This window comes from Pseudomonas xanthosomatis, assembly GCF_019139835.1.
In the GTDB taxonomy this organism is placed as follows: Bacteria; Pseudomonadota; Gammaproteobacteria; order Pseudomonadales; family Pseudomonadaceae; genus Aquipseudomonas; species Aquipseudomonas fakonensis.
The window spans coordinates 5,100,643-5,119,114 of sequence record NZ_CP077075.1; the positions used below are offsets into that span (position 1 = coordinate 5,100,643).

The following is an 18,472-nucleotide window of genomic DNA, read 5'->3' on the forward strand; positions in this document are numbered from 1 at the left end:
CATGCACTTTGCCCCAGCAGAGCAGGCCCGACGTTTTCTGGCCGACAACCCCGATATCGAACTGATCGAGCTGTTCATCCTCGACGCCAATGGCGTACCCCGCGGCAAGCTGCTGCACCGCGACGAGCTGCTGGCGGTGTACGAAAGCGGCCGGCCACTGCCCAGCACCATCCTCGGCCTGACCCTCAACGGCGACGACGTGGAGAATTCCGGCCTGGTGTGGGACGTCGGCGACATCGACTGCCGCGCCTACCCACTGGACGGTAGCCTGGTGCGCCTGCCGTGGCGCCGGGTGCCGACCGCTGCGTTGCAGGTAAGCATGCACCCCACAGAAGGCCTGCCGGCCAGCGTCGCCGACCCGCGCCACGTGCTGCTGCGCGTCATCGAGGCGCTCAAGGCCGATGGCTACCACCCGGTGATGGCCTGCGAGCTGGAGTTCTACCTGCTCGACCAGAAGCGCAACGCCCATGGCCACCCGCAACCGGCACTGGACAACGACGGTGGCCGGCCGCGCAGCACCCAGGTGTACGGGCTGCGCGAGCTGGAGCAGATCGAGCCGTTCCTCGCCGACCTGTATGCCGCCTGCAAGGCGCAAGGCATCCCGGCGCGCACGGCGATTTCCGAATACGCGCCGGGCCAGGTGGAGATCACTCTGGAGCACGGTGACGCCTTGCTGGCCATGGACCAGGCCGTGCGCTACAAGCGCCTGGTCAAAGGTGTGGCCCATGCCCACGGCATGCAGGCCTGTTTCATGGCCAAGCCGTTCGACCATTTGGCCGGCACCGGCATGCACATGCACCTGAGCCTGGCCGACGCCGACGGCAACAACCTGTTCGCCAGCAGCGACCCGGCTGGCACGCCGCTGCTGCGCCAGGCGGTGGGCGGCATGCTGCAGCACCTGCGCGAGTCGCTGCTGCTGTTCTGCCCCAACGCCAACTCGTACCGGCGCTTTCAGGCCAACAGCTACGCGCCGCTGGCACCGACCTGGGGCGTGGACAACCGCACCGTCAGCCTGCGCGTGCCGGGCGGGCCGGCTGCCAGCCGGCATGTTGAGCACCGCATCTGCGGCGCCGACGCCAACCCCTACCTGGCCGCTGCCGCCATTCTGGCCGCCAGCCATGCGGGCATTCGCCAGCAGCTCGACCCCGGCGCACCGGTGCAAGGCAACGGCTATGCCCAGGCCACCGAGCACCTGCCCACCGACTGGCTGACCACCCTCGATGCCCTGGAGCGTTCGGCCTGGGCCCGCGAAATGCTCGGCGAGGCGTTTGTCGGCGTGTACCTGAAGGTCAAGCGCGCCGAGTACCGCCAGTTCATGGCCGAAGTCAGCGAGCAGGACTGGCGCTGGTACCTGCACCAGGCCTGAGCCCCCGAACTACAACAAGGAATACCCATGAACGCAGCAGTGAACACCGGGCCCGCCCAGCGCGCGCCGTCCTACTACAGCGCCACCCTCAACGACCGCACCGAATACCCCACTCTCAAGGGTACGGTGCAGGTGGACGTGGCAATCATCGGCGGTGGCTTCACCGGCGTCGCCACCGCAGTGGAGCTGGCCGAGCGTGGCCTGAAGGTGGCCATCGTCGAAACCCACCGCATCGGCTGGGGCGCCAGCGGGCGCAATGGCGGGCAGGTCACCGGCAGCCTGTCGGGCGACGAAGCCATGCGCACGCAAATGCGCGAGCGGCTCGGTAGCGAGGTGGACGATTTCATCTGGCAGCTGCGCTGGCGCGGCCACCAGATCATCGAGCAGCGCGTGGCCCGCTACGGCATCGACTGCGACCTCAAGCACGGCCACCTGCACGCGGCGATGAAGCCTGCGCACCTTACCGAACTGCGCGCCTTCGAAGCCGAGGCCCAGCGCCGCGGCATGGGCGAGCAAGTACAACTGCTCGACCGCACCGCCATGGCCGAGCACCTGCAAAGCCCGCTGTACCTGGGCGCGCTGAAGAACCTGCGCAACCTGCACCTGCATCCGCTCAACCTATGCCTGGGCGAAGCCCGTGCGGCGGCCGGGCTTGGGGCGCTGATCTTCGAGAATTCCGAAGTGCTGGAGATCATCCACGGCCCGCACCCGGCGGTAGTCACCGCCCAGGGGCGGATCGAGGCGCGCCAGGTGATGCTGGCGGGCGACGTGTACCACAAGCTGGAAAAGCGCCAGCTCAAGGGCAAGATCTTCCCGGCCATGGGCGGCATCGTCACCACCGCGCCACTGGGCGAGCTGGCCACGCAGATCAACCCGCAGGACCTGGCCGTATATGACTGCCGCTTCGTCCTCGACTACTACCGCCTGACCGCCGACAAACGCCTGCTGTTCGGTGGCGGCGCCAACTACTCAGGGCGTGACTCGCGGGATATCGAAGCCGAGTTGCGCCCGTGCATCGAACGCACCTTCCCGGCGCTCAAGGGCGTGCCGATCGAGTTCCAGTGGAGCTGCGCCATGGGCATCGTGGTCAACCGCATCCCGCAGCTGGGCAAGCTGTCGGACAACGTCTGGTACTGCCAGGGGTATTCCGGGCACGGCATCGCCACCAGCCATATCATGGGCGAGATCATGGCCGAGGCACTGACCGGCACGCTGGAGAAGTTCGATACGTTTGCCGGCTGCAAGCACATCAAGGTGCCGATGGGGGACTTGCTGGGGAATCCGCTGCTGGCGGCGGGGATGTGGTATTACCAGATGCTCGAGAAGTTGCGCTGAACCTGAAGCAGAAGACTGTTGTAGGAGCGACCTTGTGTCGCGAAAGGGCCGCGAAGCGGCCCCAGGCATGCTGCGTTGACTCACGAATCGTTGGGGGCGCTTCGCACCCCTTTCGCGACGCAAGGTCGCTCCTACAGAGACCGCGCAGACTGGGTGTCAGGCGATCTTCTTCAGGCCCTGCTTCTTCAGCTCTTCGTCACGCAGCTCGCGGCGCAGGATCTTGCCGACGTTGGTGGTCGGCAGCGAATCGCGGAACTCGATGGCCTTGGGCACCTTGTAGCCGGTAACGTTGGCACGCATGTGCTCCATCACCTGCTCTTTGGTCAGGGTCATGCCCGGCTTGACCACGATGAACACCTTGATCACCTCGCCGGACTTTTCATCCGGTACGCCGATGGCGGCGCACTGCAGCACGCCGGGCAGCGCGGCGAGCACGTCTTCGAGCTCGTTCGGGTACACGTTGAAGCCCGACACCAGGATCATGTCCTTCTTGCGGTCGACGATGCGCATATAGCCGTCCGGCTGGATCAGCGCGATATCGCCGGTCTTCAGCCAGCCATTGCTGTCGAGAATCTCGGCGGTGGCGTCTTCACGCTGCCAGTAGCCCTTCATTACCTGCGGGCCCTTCACGCACAGCTCGCCGACTTCGCCCAGGGGCAGTTCCTGGCCGTTGTCATCGATGACCTTGCACAGCGTCGAGGGCACCGGAATACCGATGGTGCCGACCTGGTTGGCCTCGGCCGGGTTGACCGCCGCCACCGGGCTGGTCTCGGTCATGCCGTAGCCTTCACAGATGGCGCAGCCGGTGACCGCCTTCCAGCGCTCGGCCACGCTCAGTTGCAGGGCCATGCCGCCGGACAGCGTGATTTTCAGCGAGGAGAAGTCCAGGCTGCGGAACGCCTCGTTGTTGCACAGGGCAACGAACAAGGTATTCAGGCCGACGAAGCCGCTGAACTTCCACTTGCCCAGTTCCTTGACCATGGCCGGCAGGTCGCGCGGGTTGCTGATCAGCACGTTGTGGTTGCCGATCAGCATCATGGCCATGCAATGGAAGGTAAAGGCATAGATGTGGTACAGCGGCAGCGGGGTGATCAGGATCTCGCAGCCTTCGTGCAGGTTCGAGCCCATCAGCGCGCGGCACTGCAGCATGTTGGCCACCAAGTTGCGGTGGGTGAGCATGGCGCCCTTGGCCACCCCGGTGGTGCCGCCGGTGTACTGCAGCACCGCCACGTCGTTGGCCTGCGGGTTGGCCTCGGTGACCGCCCCGCCCTTGCCCAGGGCCAGCGCATCGTTGAAGCGCACGGCGTTGGGCAGGTTGTAGGCCGGCACCATTTTTTTCACGTACTTGATGACGCTGTTGATCAGCAGGCGCTTGAGCGGTGGCAGCAGGTCGGCCACTTCGGTGACAATGACGTGCTTGACCTGGGTCTTGGGTACTACCTTTTCTGCCAGGTGGGCCATGTTGGCCAGGCACACCAGCGCCTTGGCGCCAGAGTCGTTGAACTGGTGTTCCATTTCCCGCGTGGTGTACAGCGGGTTGGTGTTGACCACGATCAGGCCGGCGCGCATGGCACCGAACACGGCTACTGGGTATTGCAGGACGTTGGGCAGTTGCACGGCGATGCGATCGCCAGGCTTGAGGTCGGTGTGCTGCTGCAGCCAGGCGGCGAAGGCGCCGGACAGCGTGTACAGCTCGCCATAGGTGATGGTCTTGCCCAGGTTGCTAAAGGCAGGTTTGTCGGCAAAACGTTGGCAGGATTGCTTGAGTACGGCCTGGATATTGGGGAATTCGTCAGGATTGATGTCCGCCGTGATCCCGGCTGGGTACTTATCCTTCCAAAAATGTTCGATCATGGAAGCCCGCTCCTTCAGCAACAGCGAATTCGGTACGCGTCGATGCGCTTATTATTGATATGGAAGCCCGGCTCATTGCAAACCGGATCCTCAGAAAGCGCGCCGAGAGTAACAGCTTTGCCAGGGGTCGCCTAGAGGCCGAAAGAGGCTTAATGGTCACAAAAATGACTCAAAGAAATATATAAGTCATTTTTAGAGTATTTAACCGAAATGTCGCGTAACTGGCCGGAAAGTCCGAAATAGAGCCCTTGCAGGAGCCGGCTTGGCGACGATGGAGCCTGATCTGAAAACATTGCTGCCTGATCGGGCCTTATCGCCGGCAAGCCGGCTCCTACAGGGGTGGCGTGTTTAAGCGATATCGCGCAGCTCGCGGCGCAGGATCTTGCCCACCGGGGTCATCGGCAGCGAATCGCGCAGCACGATGTACTTGGGCACCTTGTAGCCAGTGAAGTTGGCCTTGCAGTAGGCCTTGAGCTCCTCCACGCTGACCCCGCCCGCCCGCGCCACCACGAACAGCTTGACTGCCTCGCCGGAGCGCTCGTCCGGCACGCCGATGGCCGCGCAGCTGGCCACCTGCGGGTGGTTCATCACCACGTCCTCGATTTCGTTGGGGTACACGTTGAAACCCGAGACGATGATCATGTCCTTCTTGCGGTCGACGATGCGGGTGAAGCCGTCCGGGTCGATGATGGCGATGTCGCCGGTCTTGAACCAGCCCTCGGCGTCCAGCGCCTGGGCCGTCGCCTCGGGCTGCTGCCAGTAGCCCTTCATCACCTGCGGGCCCTGGATGCACAGCTCGCCACGCTCGCCCAGCGGCTGCTCGTTGCCCTCGTCGTCAATTACCTTGAACGCCGTGCCCACCACCGGAATGCCCACGGTGCCCAGGCGCGCCAGTTTGCCGTAGGGGTTGGTGCTGGCCACCGGCGAGGTTTCGGTAAGGCCGTAGCCCTCGACGATACGGCAGCCCGTCAGCGCCTCCCAGCGCTCGGCGGTGGCCTTCACCAGCGCGGTGCCACCGGAGTTGGTGACCTTCAAGGCCGAGAAGTCCAGCGCCTTGAACCCGGGGTTGTCCATCAGCGCGACGAACAGCGTATTGAGCCCCAGCAACGCCGAAAAACGCCACTTGCCCAGTTCCTTGATGAAGCCCGGGATGTCCCGCGGGTTGGTGATCAGCACGTTGTGGTTGCCGGTGACCATCATGCACATGCAGTTCGCGGTGAACGCATAGATGTGGTACAGCGGCAGCGGCGCGATCATCACCTCCTGCCCTTCCTTGATCAGCGGCTGGCCGTCGGGCCCGTGCTGGGCAAAGCAGGCCAGCACCTGCAGCATGTTCGCTACCAGGTTGCCGTGGGTGAGCATGGCGCCCTTGGCAAGGCCGGTGGTGCCGCCGGTGTACTGCAGCACGGCAACGTCATCCAGCGCCTGCGGCACCGTTTGGTGCACCTGCCCGCGGCCCTGGCGCAGCACCTGCTTGAACGACACCGCCTGGGGCAGGCGATAGGCCGGCACCATTTTCTTCACCTTGTCGACCACGGTATTGACCAGCCAGCCCTTGGCGGCGGGCAGCAGGTCGCCCATCATCGCCTCGATCAGATAGTCGATGCCGGTGTCGGCCAGCACCGCCTGCACACGGCTGCCGAACATGTTCAGGTACACCAGCGCGCGGGCGCCGGAGTCCTTGAACTGGTGACGCATCTCGCGCTCGGTGTACAGCGGGTTGGTGTTGACCACTACCAACCCTGCGCGCATTGCACCGAACACAGCAATGGGGTACTGCAGCACGTTGGGCATCTGCACCGCGATGCGGTCGCCCGGCTTGAGGTCGGTGTGCTGCTGCAGCCAGGCAGCGAAGGCCGCCGAGTGGCGTTCGAGCTCGGCGTAACTGAGGGTGACCCCCAGGTTGCTGAAGGCCGGGCGGTCGGCGAAGCGCTTGCATGAGCGTTCGAAGACCTCGACCACCGACTGGTAGGCGGTCATGTCGAGGGTGCTGGGGACGCCCGGTGGGCGCTTGTCGTTCCAGAATTCGGCTTGCATTTATTGTTGTTCCTCTGCCAGGAGAGTCCTTGCGAGGGCAATGCCCTCGATCGCCGGCAAGCCGGCTCCTACAGCAGCGGACGTTAGCAGCTCGGCAGGTGGTGGCAAATACGCCAAGTGCCGCCATTAACATTGTGAATCTTATTTGTGCCCTTCCTGCAATCTGGCGCTTTGTGCATACACTGTTGAACCAACCCCCGCGAAGGACCCGCCATGCCCCATGACGCCTTCTGGCTGCCTGCCAGCGAGCATTGCAGCCTGTACGTGCACCAATGGCTGCCGGCCACGCCGGTCAAGGCCGTGGTGCTGCTGGCCCATGGCATGGCCGAGCATGCCGGGCGCTACCAGCGCCTGGGCCATGCCCTGAACGCAGCCGGCTTCGCCCTGGTTGCCCACGACCAGCGTGGCCACGGGCGCACCGCCGAGCTGGGCAGCCTGGGCCTGTTCGCCACGCACAATGGCTGGAATGCCGTGGTCAACGACCTGGGCGTGCTGGCCCAGCACATCGGCCAGCAGTTCCCGGGCACGCCGCTGTTTCTGTTCGGCCACAGCATGGGCAGCTACATCGCCCAGGCCTACCTGCTGCACCACAGTGCCAGCCTGCAGGGGGCGATTCTCAGCGGCTCCAACTATCAACCGGCTGTGCTGTACCGCGCCGCGCGGCAGATTGCCCGGCTGGAAGCCTGGCGCCAGGGCCCGCTGGGCAAAAGTGCGCTGATCGACTGGCTGTCGTTCGGCTCTTTCAACAAGGCGTTCAAGCCCAACCGTACCGCCTTCGACTGGCTCAGCCGCGACCCGGCCGAGGTAGACAAGTACATCGCCGACCCGCTGTGCGGCTTTCGCTGCAGCAACCAGCTGTGGCTCGACCTGCTGCTGGGCCTGGCGCAAATCAGCCAGCCCCGGCTGCTGGCGCAGGTCGACCCGAACCTGCCGCTGCTGGTAATTGGCGGCGAATGTGATCCGGTGAGTGCCGGCAAGCGTCTCACCCATCTGGCCGACGCCTTGCGCGCGACCGGCAACCGCCACGTGCAGTTGCGCCTGTACCCCGGCGCGCGGCATGAAGTGCTCAACGAAACCCATCGCGACGAGGTGACCGCCGACATCATCGGCTGGCTGGAACAGGCGCTGGCCCTTGGCCGCCCTGCCCGCAGTGAATGATAAGCGCCCTCCTCGCCCCTCCAAGGAAGCCTCGATGACCCAGGTCACCAACACGCCTTACGAAGCCCTCGAAGTCGGCCAGAAGGCCGAATACAAGAAGTCCGTTGAAGAGCGCGACATCCAGCTGTTCGCCGCGATGTCCGGTGACCACAACCCGGTGCACCTGGATGCCGAGTTCGCTGCCAAGAGCATGTTCCGCGAACGCATCGCCCATGGCATGTTCAGCGGCGCGCTGATCAGCGCCGCAGTGGCCTGCACCCTGCCAGGCCCCGGCACCATCTACCTGGGCCAGCAGATGAGCTTCCAGAAGCCGGTGAAGATCGGCGACACCCTGACCGTGCGCCTGGAAATTCTCGAAAAGCTGCCCAAGTTCAAGGTGCGCATCGCCACCAACGTGTACAACCAGAACGACGAACTGGTGGTCCAGGGTGAGGCCGAAATCCTCGCGCCGCGCAAGCAGCAGACCGTCGAGCTGGTGAGCCCGCCGAACTTCGTCGCCAGCTGACAGACCACCATCGCCGGCAAGCCGGCTCCTGCAGGCCTCTCGCGGCTTAACGGCGAAGTGGTCCCTGTGGGAGCGGGTTTACCCGCGAAGAGGCCGGCCATGCCATCACCTCAATTCGCGTAATCGCCGCTCGATATGCCGCCGCTCCGGCCCCTGCCGGGTCAAGCCCAACGCCTGCTGCCAGGCCTGTCGCGCCTGCTGCACATTGCCCAGCTGCCGATGCAGCTCGGCCCGCGCCGCATGGGCCAGGTGATAATCGCCAAGCTCGCCCCGCGCCAGAATCGCCTCCACTGCCTGCAACCCCACTGCCGCCCCGTCACGCCGCGACAGCGCCACCGCCCGGTTGAGCTCGACCACCGGCGACGGCCAGTGCCGTAGCAGCAATTCATACAAACCAACGATCTCGCGCCAGTCCGTAGCCTGGGCACTGGGCGCCTCGGCATGCACCGCGGCAATCGCCGCCTGCACGCTGTAGGGGCCGATTTCGCCGCTGCGCAACGCCTGCTGCACCAGCTGGCAGCCTTCGTCGATCTGCGCCCGGTCCCACAGGCTGCGGTCCTGCTCGTCAAGCACCACCAGCTCGCCCGCGCTGTCACTGCGCGCGTTCTGCCGCGACGCTTGCAGCAACATCAGCGCCAGCAGCCCCAGCACCTCGGTGTCCGGCAGCAATTGCGCCAACAGGCGGCCCAGGCGGATCGCCTCGTCGGTAAGCGCCTGGGTGACCACCGCCTCGCCCGCCGACGCTGAATAGCCTTCGTTGAATACCAGGTAGATGACCCGCAGCACGCTTTCCAGTCGCTCGGGCAGCTCGCGTTGTTCCGGCACCTGATACGGAATGCCGGCATCGCGAATCTTGGCCTTGGCCCTTACGATGCGCTGGGCGATGGTCGCAGGGCTTTGCAAAAACGCCCGGGCGATCTGCTCTGTGGTGAGGTCGCAGACCTCGCGCAGGGTCAGCGGCACCTGGGCATCGGCAGCCAGGGCCGGGTGGCAGCAGGTGAAGATCAGCCGCAGGCGGTCGTCGGCCAGCAGCTCTTCGTCGGCCGGGTCCTGCGACTGGCCTTCGAGCAGCAGGATCAGGTCGGCCTGGGAGCGGTCGAAGCGGATACGCCGGCGCAAGGCGTCGATGGCCTTGAAACGCCCGGCCGACACCAGCCAGGCCCTGGGGTTGTCGGGGACGCCGTCGCGCTGCCACTGCTGCACAGCCACGAAGAACGCATCGTGCATCGCCTCCTCGGCCAGGTCGAAGTCGCCCAGCAGGCGAATCAAGGTTGCCAGAATACGCCGCGACTCGCGGCGATAGACGGCGTCCACCTCTGCCCGTACCTGCTCGGCATTCGCCATCAGTCACCTGCACCGCTTCGCTTCATCGCCAAGCTCCGTCAGGGTTGCAGTTCACGCACCGGGCGCACCTCGACGCTGCCCACCCGCGCCGCCGGGATACCCCTGGCGATGTTCAGCGCCTCATTGAGGTCGCGGGCCTCTACCAGATAAAAGCCGGCCAGTTGCTCCTTGGTTTCGGCAAACGGGCCGTCGGTCAGGCTCATGCGCCCGGCGCGCACCCGCACGGTGGTGGCGGTTTGCACCGGCTTGAGCGCCTCGGCAGCGAGCATGCGCCCGGAGCCGTGAACCGTTTCGGCGTAAGCCATGCACTCGGCGTCTTCGGGGCTGTCGGGCAGGCTGTGCAGCAGCGCTTCCTCACAATAGACCAGGCACAGGTATTTCATGATCGTCTCCAGGCGCAGTGGGCGATGGGCGGTTGCCGTGGTTCAGGGTTTGAGATCGAACAGGGCCTTTTGCGTCTGCATGTCGAACGGCGCCGACCAGTGTTCATGGATCACCTGCCACTGCCCGCCGCTGCGCCGGTAGCCGACCGTGGCGCGCATGAAGCCGCACTGGCTTTCGTCATCGCCCGGGCCGCAACGGTTGAGCCAATGGGCCAGGGCCAGGTCGCCGTCGGCATGCACGGTGAGTTCGGCCAGCTCGAACACCATGGGCCCGCTGCACATGCCCATGCACATTTCCCAGTGCGCGCGGTAGGCGGCCTTGCCCTTGAATTGCAGGGCCTGGATGGCATCGAAGGCGAGGATGTCGTCGGCGTAGGGGGCGACGATGCGCTCCACGTCGCGCTCGCGCACGGCCTGCATCCAGTGGTCGATCAGTTGGCGAATTTCGTTTTCGGCAGCGCTGTTCATGGCGGGTTCTCCGAACGGGGTCAAAGGTCAGGCGGCGCAGTGGGCGCCGCTTTCACTTCTGGTCGAACGGTAGCCGGGCAGATCGACAACGGCCGGATTTTTTTCAGCGTGCCAGCGGCAGCCAGATTTCCATCACCGCCTGCGGGTCGGCCGGGTCGAAACCTGCCGGGTAGCGCTCGAACAGCGCAGCATCTGCCTGCTGCTCGCCCGAGGCCGGCAGCCACTGCTGGAAGATGGCATTGAAGGTGACCGGCAGGCCTTGCAGGCTGCCGTGGTGCTCGAACACGGCGTAATGTTGCGGGGCCAGGGTCAGCTGGCTGAAGCCCTCGGGCAGGCTGGCGGCAGTGCTGACCTCGACCCCGGCCAGGTAGTCGAAGCCGCCCTGTTCGTCGGGGTTGTAGCACACGCCATAGCTGTCATGGCCATGGGCGCCTGGCACCTGGCCGATAAGCGGGCCGAAGCGCTGCCACAGGCGCGGCAGGCCGCTGAGGTCGGCCATGTTGAAGCGTTCGGCGAAGCCGGCCAGGGTCAGGGTTCGGCCGTCTTCGTGGCGGGCGGGGGAGATTGCGCGGGTGTCCATGATCGCGGTCCGGCTGGGGGAAGAGATCAGTACTCTAGCTTTCGGGTGAAGAAAGACAAAGGGGGATGGGTGGCTTTCCAATCGGCGGCGAACTCTTTTGCCTGCTCAATCTGCTCCGGCGTCATTTTGCCGCCAATCTCTTCAAGCATATCCGCAACATAGGTATCCAACCCTCCACCTCCGCTCAGTTCACGCAGGGTGTACATCAAACCATAACCCTTGACCAAATCAAGTTCAAACCCGTACTTTTCAGGGGCATGCCCAAGATATGCAGCATAAGAACTAACAGCATATGCATCCCCCTGCAACACTAGATCCACAGTAATCTTTCTTAAACTTTCCACCTCGCCACGCTTTTCTAGGATATCAAAGTAATAATCCATTGCTATCCGGTGCCCCGACTCGCCTGCATGCTTGAATAAAGCCTCTATCTTTTCACTCTTCTCCCACGGAGGAAAATAAAACTTGTCTCCATCTTTATACATAATAGCCAAGCGGTACTCTGCTTCTGGGTACCCTGCCTCTGCCGACCGCTTCAACCAGGGAAATCCACCACCCAGCAAAGCAAGCATGTACATCGCCTCACCGTCACCCTGCTCTGCTAAACGTTCAGTAGTGCTGCGCGCGAGTCGATACCAGTCTTTAGGGCTACGTTTGTCTTCCGAGCAACTCCCCATGATCTCGCAAAGATCATCACCTCTGGCCAACTGGTACATCGCATAGTAATCACCTTGCTCAGCAGCGGCGACATACCACTTATGGGCCTCACTGGTCATGTAGCGATTATCCAGTTTAATCTGTTCCGCCAGGTAATACTGAGCTTCACTATCTCCAGCCTGAGCCGCTACCTTAAGATAGGGTATGGCATTCTTTTTCTGACGATACAGAATCATGCCTTGGGTCTTCGCCTGTGCCTGCTCAGCAGTGAGCACAGCGGCGTGGCTCAAGGACCATGGCAGCGTCAAAATGAGAGCTAACGCCAACACTAGTTTTCTGGATCGCATGATTACAATGCCCACGCAAGAATAAAATGCATACGGAAACAGTAGGATTTAGCTACTGACATCACACCCCCATATTAATCATGCGAGCTTAATACTCCAGCTTTCGGGTAAAGAAAGACAATGGTGGGTGCGTAGCTTTCCACTCGACGGCAAACGCTTTCGCTTGCTCAATTTGCTCAGATGTCATTTTTTTGCCAATCTCCTCAAGTTTATCTTGAACATACACATCCATTGCGCCCCCTCCGTCCAGTTCAAGCAGCATCCAAACCAAACCATATCCTTTAATTAAATCAAACTCAAAGCCCATCCCCTCTGGAGTATGAGAAAGATACACACCATAGGCACTTATCGCATTGGCATCGCCTTGCATTGCCATATCCACCACAATTCTCCGCACAGTTTCCATATCGCCGCGCTTCTGGAGAATATCCATGTAGTAGTCCATAGCTAAATGATGCCCGGACTCGCCGGCGTGTTTGAACAGAGCCTCAATCTTTTCGCTCCGTTTCCAAGGAGGGAAATAGAATTTATCACCGTCTTTATACATGATTGCCAGGCGATACTCGGCTTCGGGATACCCTGCATTGGCCGAACGCTCCAGCCAAGGGAATCCCCCCCCCAACAAGGCAAGCACATACATCGCCTCACCATCACCCTGCTCGGCCAACCGTTCCGTCGTACTGCGTGCCAGGCGATACCAATCCTTGGCACTACGTTTATCTTCCGGACAGTTCCCCATGATCTCGCAGAGATCATCGCCACCTCTGGCCAATTGATACATTGCGTAGTAGTCACCTTGTTCGGCGGCGGCGACGTACCATTTATGAGCCTCGCTGGTCATGTAGCGGCTTGCCAACTTTAGTTCTTCCGCCAAGTAATACTGGGCCTCGCTATCTCCTGCCTGCGCAGCTATCCTCAGGTAGGGCGCGGCAGTCTTTTTCTGGCGATACAGAGTCATGCCTTGCGTCTTTGCTTGCATTTGCTCGTTTGTAAGCTCAGTCGCTTGGCATAGGGTCCACGGCAGCGCCAACATAAAAGAGATTACCAGCACTACCCCTTTATATCGCCTCATTCTCCTCCCCCTACATAAACAGCCCGCATCCCTGGCAAATACGTTTTTCCGTAATATTCACTTCTTGCGCAAAAATTATCCCTTTCTGCACCCAGCGCCAAAACAGACTTACTATAACGCGCGCGCATTTCACTATTTTGCTCAGCATCACGCCCTATATTCATAACCTTGACAGCCATAAACTGATCCATACGCAACCTAGCTTCACAGTAAGCCTGCCCCTGATTCTCCACCTTGCCCCCGAACCTGTTCATCCTTGAACATGCCTCTGCAAACTGAGCCATTGCCTCTTGCATCCTGTTCTTGCCTTTGGCATCCCTGAGAATCCACGTCAAGATCCTTTCAATTGCCGTTTGTTGAAGCAAATGGCAACCGGCTTTATCGTACGAACTTTTTTTGTCCTCCATCAAATCCACACCTTCGTCCCCTTGTTCAACTTCGAAGGCTTTAGGATCACTCAACAACGTCATCAACATCGGCCCCAACGCCTCCGGCGGCGCGCCCACAAACCAGCATCGCAGTGCCTCCTGATCCCGATGGGTCAGCAACTGATACGCAATCGGCCCACCCCTACCTGCACTGGTCAACGCCTCATACAAGCTCATCACGATATCCACACCCAGCATGTACACGATGGACACATCCAACCCCGCCCCACCCAGCAGGGTCAGCCTGCTGATGAATTCGAAGGCGATGGGGTCGACCCAGTCCAACCGCCGATACTGGTTATCCCGCAACGCCCTGCGGACCAGGTTGATCAGGTCGACAACCGCCTCATAGCCGACAGTGAAGTCCAGGCTGCCGCTGGCTCCGGTACCCGCCACCAGCGAGGCCTTGATGCGCAGCAGCAAGGTGCCCTTGGTCAGCGACAGGTTGATCTCGCGCTGCACCCCAAGCCCTGCGGCAACGGCCCCGCTGGCTTCCAGGCGGGCAAGGCTCAGCCAGCCGTCATCGGTGCTCATGCCCAGGGAAGGCGCCCGGCGCAGTTCTGCCAGCTCGGCGGGGGGTGCCCAGTTAAGGGCGCCGGTGACCTTGATGCCGGCCTGTACACCGGCGAACAGATTGAAGCTGGCCACGGCCCCGTCTTCGATCTTGACGTTGGCCCCCTTGCCGCTCACGACCGGCCCGGACTGAGCGTTGGCGACGCGGGTTGCAGTGTTGCCTTCGCGCTCTGCGGGCTGGACCGCGCTCAGGGCGGTGCCGTACCCGGTTTTGTCCCGGGCCAGCTGGACCTTGGCCGCCAGCAGCAGCGAAGCCCCCGCAAACCCCCAGGCCCGCGCGCTCAGGTGCAAGGAGAAACGCCCCAGGTCGAGCTCGGCCCGCTGGCCCTGGTAGTCGGTATAAGCCGCCTTGATCGATTGCGCCGCACGCCTTTCTGGCAGGTCGATCTTGCCAAGCTCCACTTCGCCGCGGGCCAGGTCGATATTCAGCGACAGCTCTGCTGCGGCCTTGAAGCCTTCAAGAGACAAGCCCGACTCGGCCTTGGCGTTGCCGTAAAGCGACGGCCTGGGCGGTGAAAGCAGGCGCACCAGCTGGGCCTGCGGGCTGGCATCGAACAGGCGCAGCTTGTTGCGCACATCATCGGCAAACAACACCTGGCGCAGGCGCAGGCCCCAGTCATTGCGCATACCCGCATCGTCGAGGGTTTTCACCCGGTAGCCCTTGGCCTCGAGATAGTTGCGGAACAACTCGACATCGAAGCAGCCCTGGGCGTCGAACCAATCACTTTGCTGATCCTTGACCCTGGCCGAGCCCATGTTCAGCAGCCAGTCCTTGAACGCCGAATCGCTGCGGTCCTCGGCTTGCTTGTTTTCGCCGCTGAGCTTCACGTCTGCCTTGCCCGCGGCCTTCGGCTTGCGAAGGCCCGCGAGCGTGGGGTCGAAGAGTTGCTTGAGGTCGGCAAAGCTCAGATGCCGCAGCGGCCTGTCAGGGGTATTGGGCAGGCTCACTTCGCGTAGCGGGAAGTCGCCCTTCACCAGGCTCTCCACCGGCTTTGGCGCAAAGCGCTCCGGCTCCCACAGCAGGTGCGGGTAGTGCAATTCAGAAACTCAGCTTCTGTTGAAAAAATGACAGCGGTGGGTGACTTAGCTTCCATTTTTCAGCAAAAATACTCGCCTCTTTAATTTGCTCCCCTGTCATCTTTTCACCAATTTCTTTTAACTTATCCTCGACATACACTTGCATGCCGCCTCCTCCATCCAATTCACGAAGAGTCAACACCAAGCCATATCCTTTTACCAAATCAAGAGCGAAGCCCATTCCGTCTGGGGTGTGGGATGTATAGACACCATAGGCACCCACAGCGTTAGCATCCCCCCGCAAAGCCGCTGCCTCCAACAGCTTTCTTGCCTCGGCAATATCTCCACGCTCTTGAAGAATCTCAATATAATAATCCATGGCTCTGACATGCCCAGACTCGGCGGCACTTTTCAAAAGCCCCTCTATTTCCTTACCTTTCTTCCAAGGAGGGAAGTAAAACTTCGCACCTTCTTTATACATAATCGCCATTCGATACTGCGCCTCAGGATAACCTGACGCCACCGATCGTTCCAACCAGCTTATGTCGCCGCCTAACATTGCGCGAACGTACATAGCCTCTCCGTCTCCTTGCAACGCAAGTTTCTCCGTCGTACGTCGTGCCAACTGATACCACTCCTCTGGCGAACGGCTATCAGACGGACAATTATCCATCACCTCACAGAGATTGTTTTTACGGCTTGCCAATCGATACATTGCATAATAATCACCTTGATCAGCTGCAGCTACATACCACTTATGAGCCTCATCAGTCACATAGCGTTTCTGTGCACTAATCGATTCGCCAAGATAATACTGCGCCTCTCGATCTCCAGCTTGCGCCGCCACCCTAAGATAGGGCTGTGCCGAGATATACTTATACTGCCCATAGAGCACCAACCCTTGAGTCTTCGCACGTAACAAATCTTCGGTGAGGGATGCAGCACCGCAGAGACCGCAAAATGAAGCTAATAGCAAAAAACCAAAAAACCGGACCCCGCTAACGACACTCACTGACCTGCCCCTGTATAAGTCACCCTGACACCTGGAAGATAAGTCTTGCCGTAATACTCACTCCTAACACAAAACCCATCACTTCTCGCACCAAGTTCAAGAACCGACGCCTTATAACGAGCGCGCATATTATTATTTTCATCACCTTTGGAGCCATAACTAAAAACATTCACCGCCATAAACTTATCCATACGAAGCCTAGCTTCACAATAGGCCTGCCCCTTATTGGCCACGACCGAACCGAATCTATTCATTCTTGCACACGCTTCAAAAAATTGTGCCTGTGCCTTTTCAAGGCACCCAGTTTTTCTGGCATCCATGAGAATCCAACTCAATATTGCTTCGATCGCTCGCTGCTGCAACAGGTAGCATCCTGCCTTGTCAAAAGAAGACTTCCTGTCTCCCAACAGATCGTCGCTGCTCTCTACCTGCATCATTTCGAAGGATTTCGGCTCGCTTAGCAGCGTCATCAACATGGGACCTAGTGCCTCGGGCGGTGCATCTACAAACCAACGAGACAATTCCGCATGATTTTGCTCCAGCATTATGTCATGTGCAATTGGTCCACCCTTACCCTCACTAGTCAGAGCTTCGTACAAGCTTATAACTACATCTCCCCCCAGCATGTAAACCACTGGCACATCGATACCTAAACCACCTAAAACATTCAATTTACTTATATAAGTGAAGGCATCCCCAGTCACCCAGTCCAACCGCCGATACTGGTTATCCCGCAACGCCCTGCGGACCAAGTTGATCAGGTCGACAACCGCCTCATAGCCGACAGTGAAATCCAGGCTGCCACTGGCCCCGGCACCCGCCACCAGCGAGGCCTTGATGCGCAGCAGCAGGGTGCCCTTGGTCAGCGACAGGTTGATCTCGCGCTGCACCCCAAGCCCTGCGGCAACGGCCCCGCTGGCTTCCAGGCGGGCAAGGCTCAGCCAGCCGTCATCGGTGCTCATGCCCAGGGAAGGCGCCCGGCGCAGTTCTGCCAGCTCGGCGGGGGGTGCCCAGTTAAGGGCGCCGGTGACCTTGATGCCGGCCTGTACACCGGCGAACAGATTGAAGCTGGCCACGGCCCCGTCTTCGATCTTGACGTTGGCCCCCTTGCCGCTCACGACCGGCCCGGACTGAGCGTTGGCGACGCGGGTTGCAGTGTTGCCTTCGCGCTCTGCGGGCTGGACCGCACTCAGGGTGGTGCCGTACCCGGTTTTGTCCCGGGCCAACTGAACCTTGGCCGCCAGCAGCAGCGAAGCCCCCGCAAACCCCCAGGCCCGCGCGCTCAGGTGCAAGGAGAAACGCCCCAGGTCGAGCTCGGCCCGCTGGCCCTGGTAGTCGGTATAAGCCGCCTTGATCGATTGCGCCGCACGCCTTTCTGGCAGGTCGATCTTGCCAAGCTCCACTTCGCCGCGGGCCAGGTCGATATCCAGCGACAGCTCTGCCGCGGCCTTGAAGCCTTCAAGAGACAAGCCCGACTCGGCCTTGGCGTTGCCGTAAAGCGACGGCCTGGGCGGTGAAAGCAGGCGCACCAGCTGGGCCTGCGGGCTGGCATCGAACAGGCGCAGCTTGTTGCGCACATCATCGGCAAACAACACCTGGCGCAGGCGCTGGCCCCAGTCATTGCGCATACCCGCATCGTCGAGGGTTTTCACCCGGTAGCCCTTGGCCTCGAGATAGTTGCGGAACAACTCGACATCGAAGCAGCCCTGGGCGTCGAACCAATCACTTTGCTGATCCTTGACCCTGGCCGAGCCCATGCCCAGCAGCCAGTCCTTGAACGCAGAATCGCTGCGGTCCTCGGCTTGCTTGTTGTCACCGCTGAGCTTCATGTCTGCCTTGCCCTCGGTCTTCGGCTTGCGAAGGCCCGCGAGCGTGGGGTCGAAGAGTTGCTTGAGGTCGGCAAAGCTCAAATGCCGCAGCGGCCTGTCAGGGGTATTGGGCAGGCTCACTTCGCGTAGCGGGAAGTCACCCTTCACCAGGCTCTCCACCGGTTTTGGCGCGAAACGCTCCGGCTCCCACAGCAGGTGCAGCCGTGGGGTGCTGCTGCTGATTGCCTGGCTTGCCTCCTGGTAAAGCTGCCGGGCCTTGTCTTCGAGGCTGCGCCACATGTTGCATTCCACCTCCACCAGGCTGCTCGGCGCCCGGTGGTTGTCGCCCGTGGCCCGCACCCAGGCCTTGTACTTGGCTTCCAGGCGTTGCTGGATCTGCTGCTGGCGCGCCAGCAGCGCCATGTAGCGCTTGAAACGCTGCACACCTTGGGTGATCGATGCAGAAGCATTGCCCGCCAGGGCATACTCGGGCTGGGCCAGGCCATACGCCCACCAAAAACACGCCAA

Annotated in this window: 15 protein-coding genes; 4 read left to right on the forward strand and 11 right to left on the reverse strand. The window is 61.4% G+C overall.

Annotated elements, in window-relative coordinates:
- The first annotated feature begins 1 nt into the window (after window position 1).
- Window positions 2-1,366, forward strand: coding sequence for a glutamine synthetase family protein (locus KSS93_RS22465; protein ID WP_217886035.1), 1,365 nt, complete (start codon window positions 2-4; stop codon window positions 1,364-1,366).
- A 27-nt stretch (window positions 1,367-1,393) separates the two neighbouring features.
- A complete protein-coding gene (locus KSS93_RS22470; protein ID WP_217886036.1) occupies window positions 1,394-2,701 on the forward strand; it encodes an NAD(P)/FAD-dependent oxidoreductase in 1,308 nt (435 codons plus the stop codon).
- Window positions 2,702-2,857: 156 nt separating this feature from the next.
- Here the strand turns inward: KSS93_RS22470 and fadD1 are convergent, their stop codons facing one another.
- Together fadD1 and fadD2 are read right to left on the reverse strand one after the other, a co-directional pair.
- On the reverse strand, window positions 2,858-4,555 hold the full coding sequence (gene fadD1, locus KSS93_RS22475; RefSeq protein WP_217886037.1) for a long-chain-fatty-acid--CoA ligase FadD1: 1,698 nt from the start codon (window positions 4,553-4,555) through the stop codon (window positions 2,858-2,860).
- Window positions 4,556-4,903: 348 nt separating this feature from the next.
- A complete protein-coding gene (gene fadD2, locus KSS93_RS22480; RefSeq protein WP_217886038.1) occupies window positions 4,904-6,592 on the reverse strand; it encodes a long-chain-fatty-acid--CoA ligase FadD2 in 1,689 nt (562 codons plus the stop codon).
- A gap of 213 nt (window positions 6,593-6,805) precedes the next feature.
- Here fadD2 and KSS93_RS22485 point away from each other — a divergent pair, with 213 nt between their 5' ends.
- Both KSS93_RS22485 and KSS93_RS22490 read left to right on the forward strand, forming a co-directional pair.
- Window positions 6,806-7,750 carry an alpha/beta hydrolase gene (locus tag KSS93_RS22485; RefSeq protein ID WP_217886039.1) on the forward strand — a complete coding sequence of 315 codons (945 nt, stop codon included), beginning with the start codon at window positions 6,806-6,808 and terminating at the stop codon, window positions 7,748-7,750.
- A gap of 34 nt (window positions 7,751-7,784) precedes the next feature.
- Window positions 7,785-8,255 (forward strand): MaoC family dehydratase, encoded by a 471-nt coding sequence (locus KSS93_RS22490; RefSeq protein WP_217839787.1) that lies wholly within the window; start codon window positions 7,785-7,787, stop codon window positions 8,253-8,255.
- Window positions 8,256-8,360: 105 nt separating this feature from the next.
- On the opposite strand, the gene KSS93_RS22495 is transcribed toward KSS93_RS22490, so the two are convergent.
- The 9 genes from KSS93_RS22495 to KSS93_RS22535 all read right to left on the reverse strand — a co-directional run bounded on the left by KSS93_RS22495 (window position 8,361) and on the right by KSS93_RS22535 (window position 18,472).
- The gene (locus KSS93_RS22495; protein ID WP_217886040.1) at window positions 8,361-9,599 is read right to left on the reverse strand and encodes an RNA polymerase sigma factor; all 1,239 of its coding nucleotides are present in this window, start codon (window positions 9,597-9,599) and stop codon (window positions 8,361-8,363) included.
- 38 nt (window positions 9,600-9,637) lie between these two features.
- A complete protein-coding gene (locus tag KSS93_RS22500) occupies window positions 9,638-9,982 on the reverse strand; it encodes a YciI family protein (protein ID WP_217886041.1) in 345 nt (114 codons plus the stop codon).
- 42 nt (window positions 9,983-10,024) lie between these two features.
- Complete coding sequence (locus KSS93_RS22505; RefSeq protein WP_217886042.1) at window positions 10,025-10,450, reverse strand: YybH family protein; 426 nt, start codon at window positions 10,448-10,450, stop codon at window positions 10,025-10,027.
- Between the two features lie 103 nt (window positions 10,451-10,553).
- Window positions 10,554-11,030: a GyrI-like domain-containing protein gene (locus KSS93_RS22510; protein WP_217886043.1), complete on the reverse strand. Its 477-nt coding sequence runs from the start codon at window positions 11,028-11,030 to the stop codon at window positions 10,554-10,556.
- A 26-nt stretch (window positions 11,031-11,056) separates the two neighbouring features.
- Entirely contained in the window at window positions 11,057-11,923 is an 867-nt protein-coding gene (locus tag KSS93_RS22515) for a tetratricopeptide repeat protein (RefSeq protein ID WP_217886044.1), read from the reverse strand.
- A gap of 199 nt (window positions 11,924-12,122) precedes the next feature.
- Window positions 12,123-12,992 (reverse strand): tetratricopeptide repeat protein, encoded by an 870-nt coding sequence (locus KSS93_RS22520; RefSeq protein ID WP_217886045.1) that lies wholly within the window; start codon window positions 12,990-12,992, stop codon window positions 12,123-12,125.
- A gap of 110 nt (window positions 12,993-13,102) precedes the next feature.
- On the reverse strand, window positions 13,103-15,145 hold the full coding sequence (locus tag KSS93_RS22525) for a hypothetical protein (RefSeq protein ID WP_217886046.1): 2,043 nt from the start codon (window positions 15,143-15,145) through the stop codon (window positions 13,103-13,105).
- Between the two features lies 1 nt (window position 15,146).
- Window positions 15,147-16,136: a tetratricopeptide repeat protein gene (locus KSS93_RS22530; protein ID WP_217886047.1), complete on the reverse strand. Its 990-nt coding sequence runs from the start codon at window positions 16,134-16,136 to the stop codon at window positions 15,147-15,149.
- Window positions 16,133-18,472 carry a hypothetical protein gene (locus tag KSS93_RS22535; protein WP_217886048.1) on the reverse strand — a complete coding sequence of 780 codons (2,340 nt, stop codon included), beginning with the start codon at window positions 18,470-18,472 and terminating at the stop codon, window positions 16,133-16,135. The genes KSS93_RS22530 and KSS93_RS22535 overlap by 4 nt, the downstream gene beginning before the upstream one ends.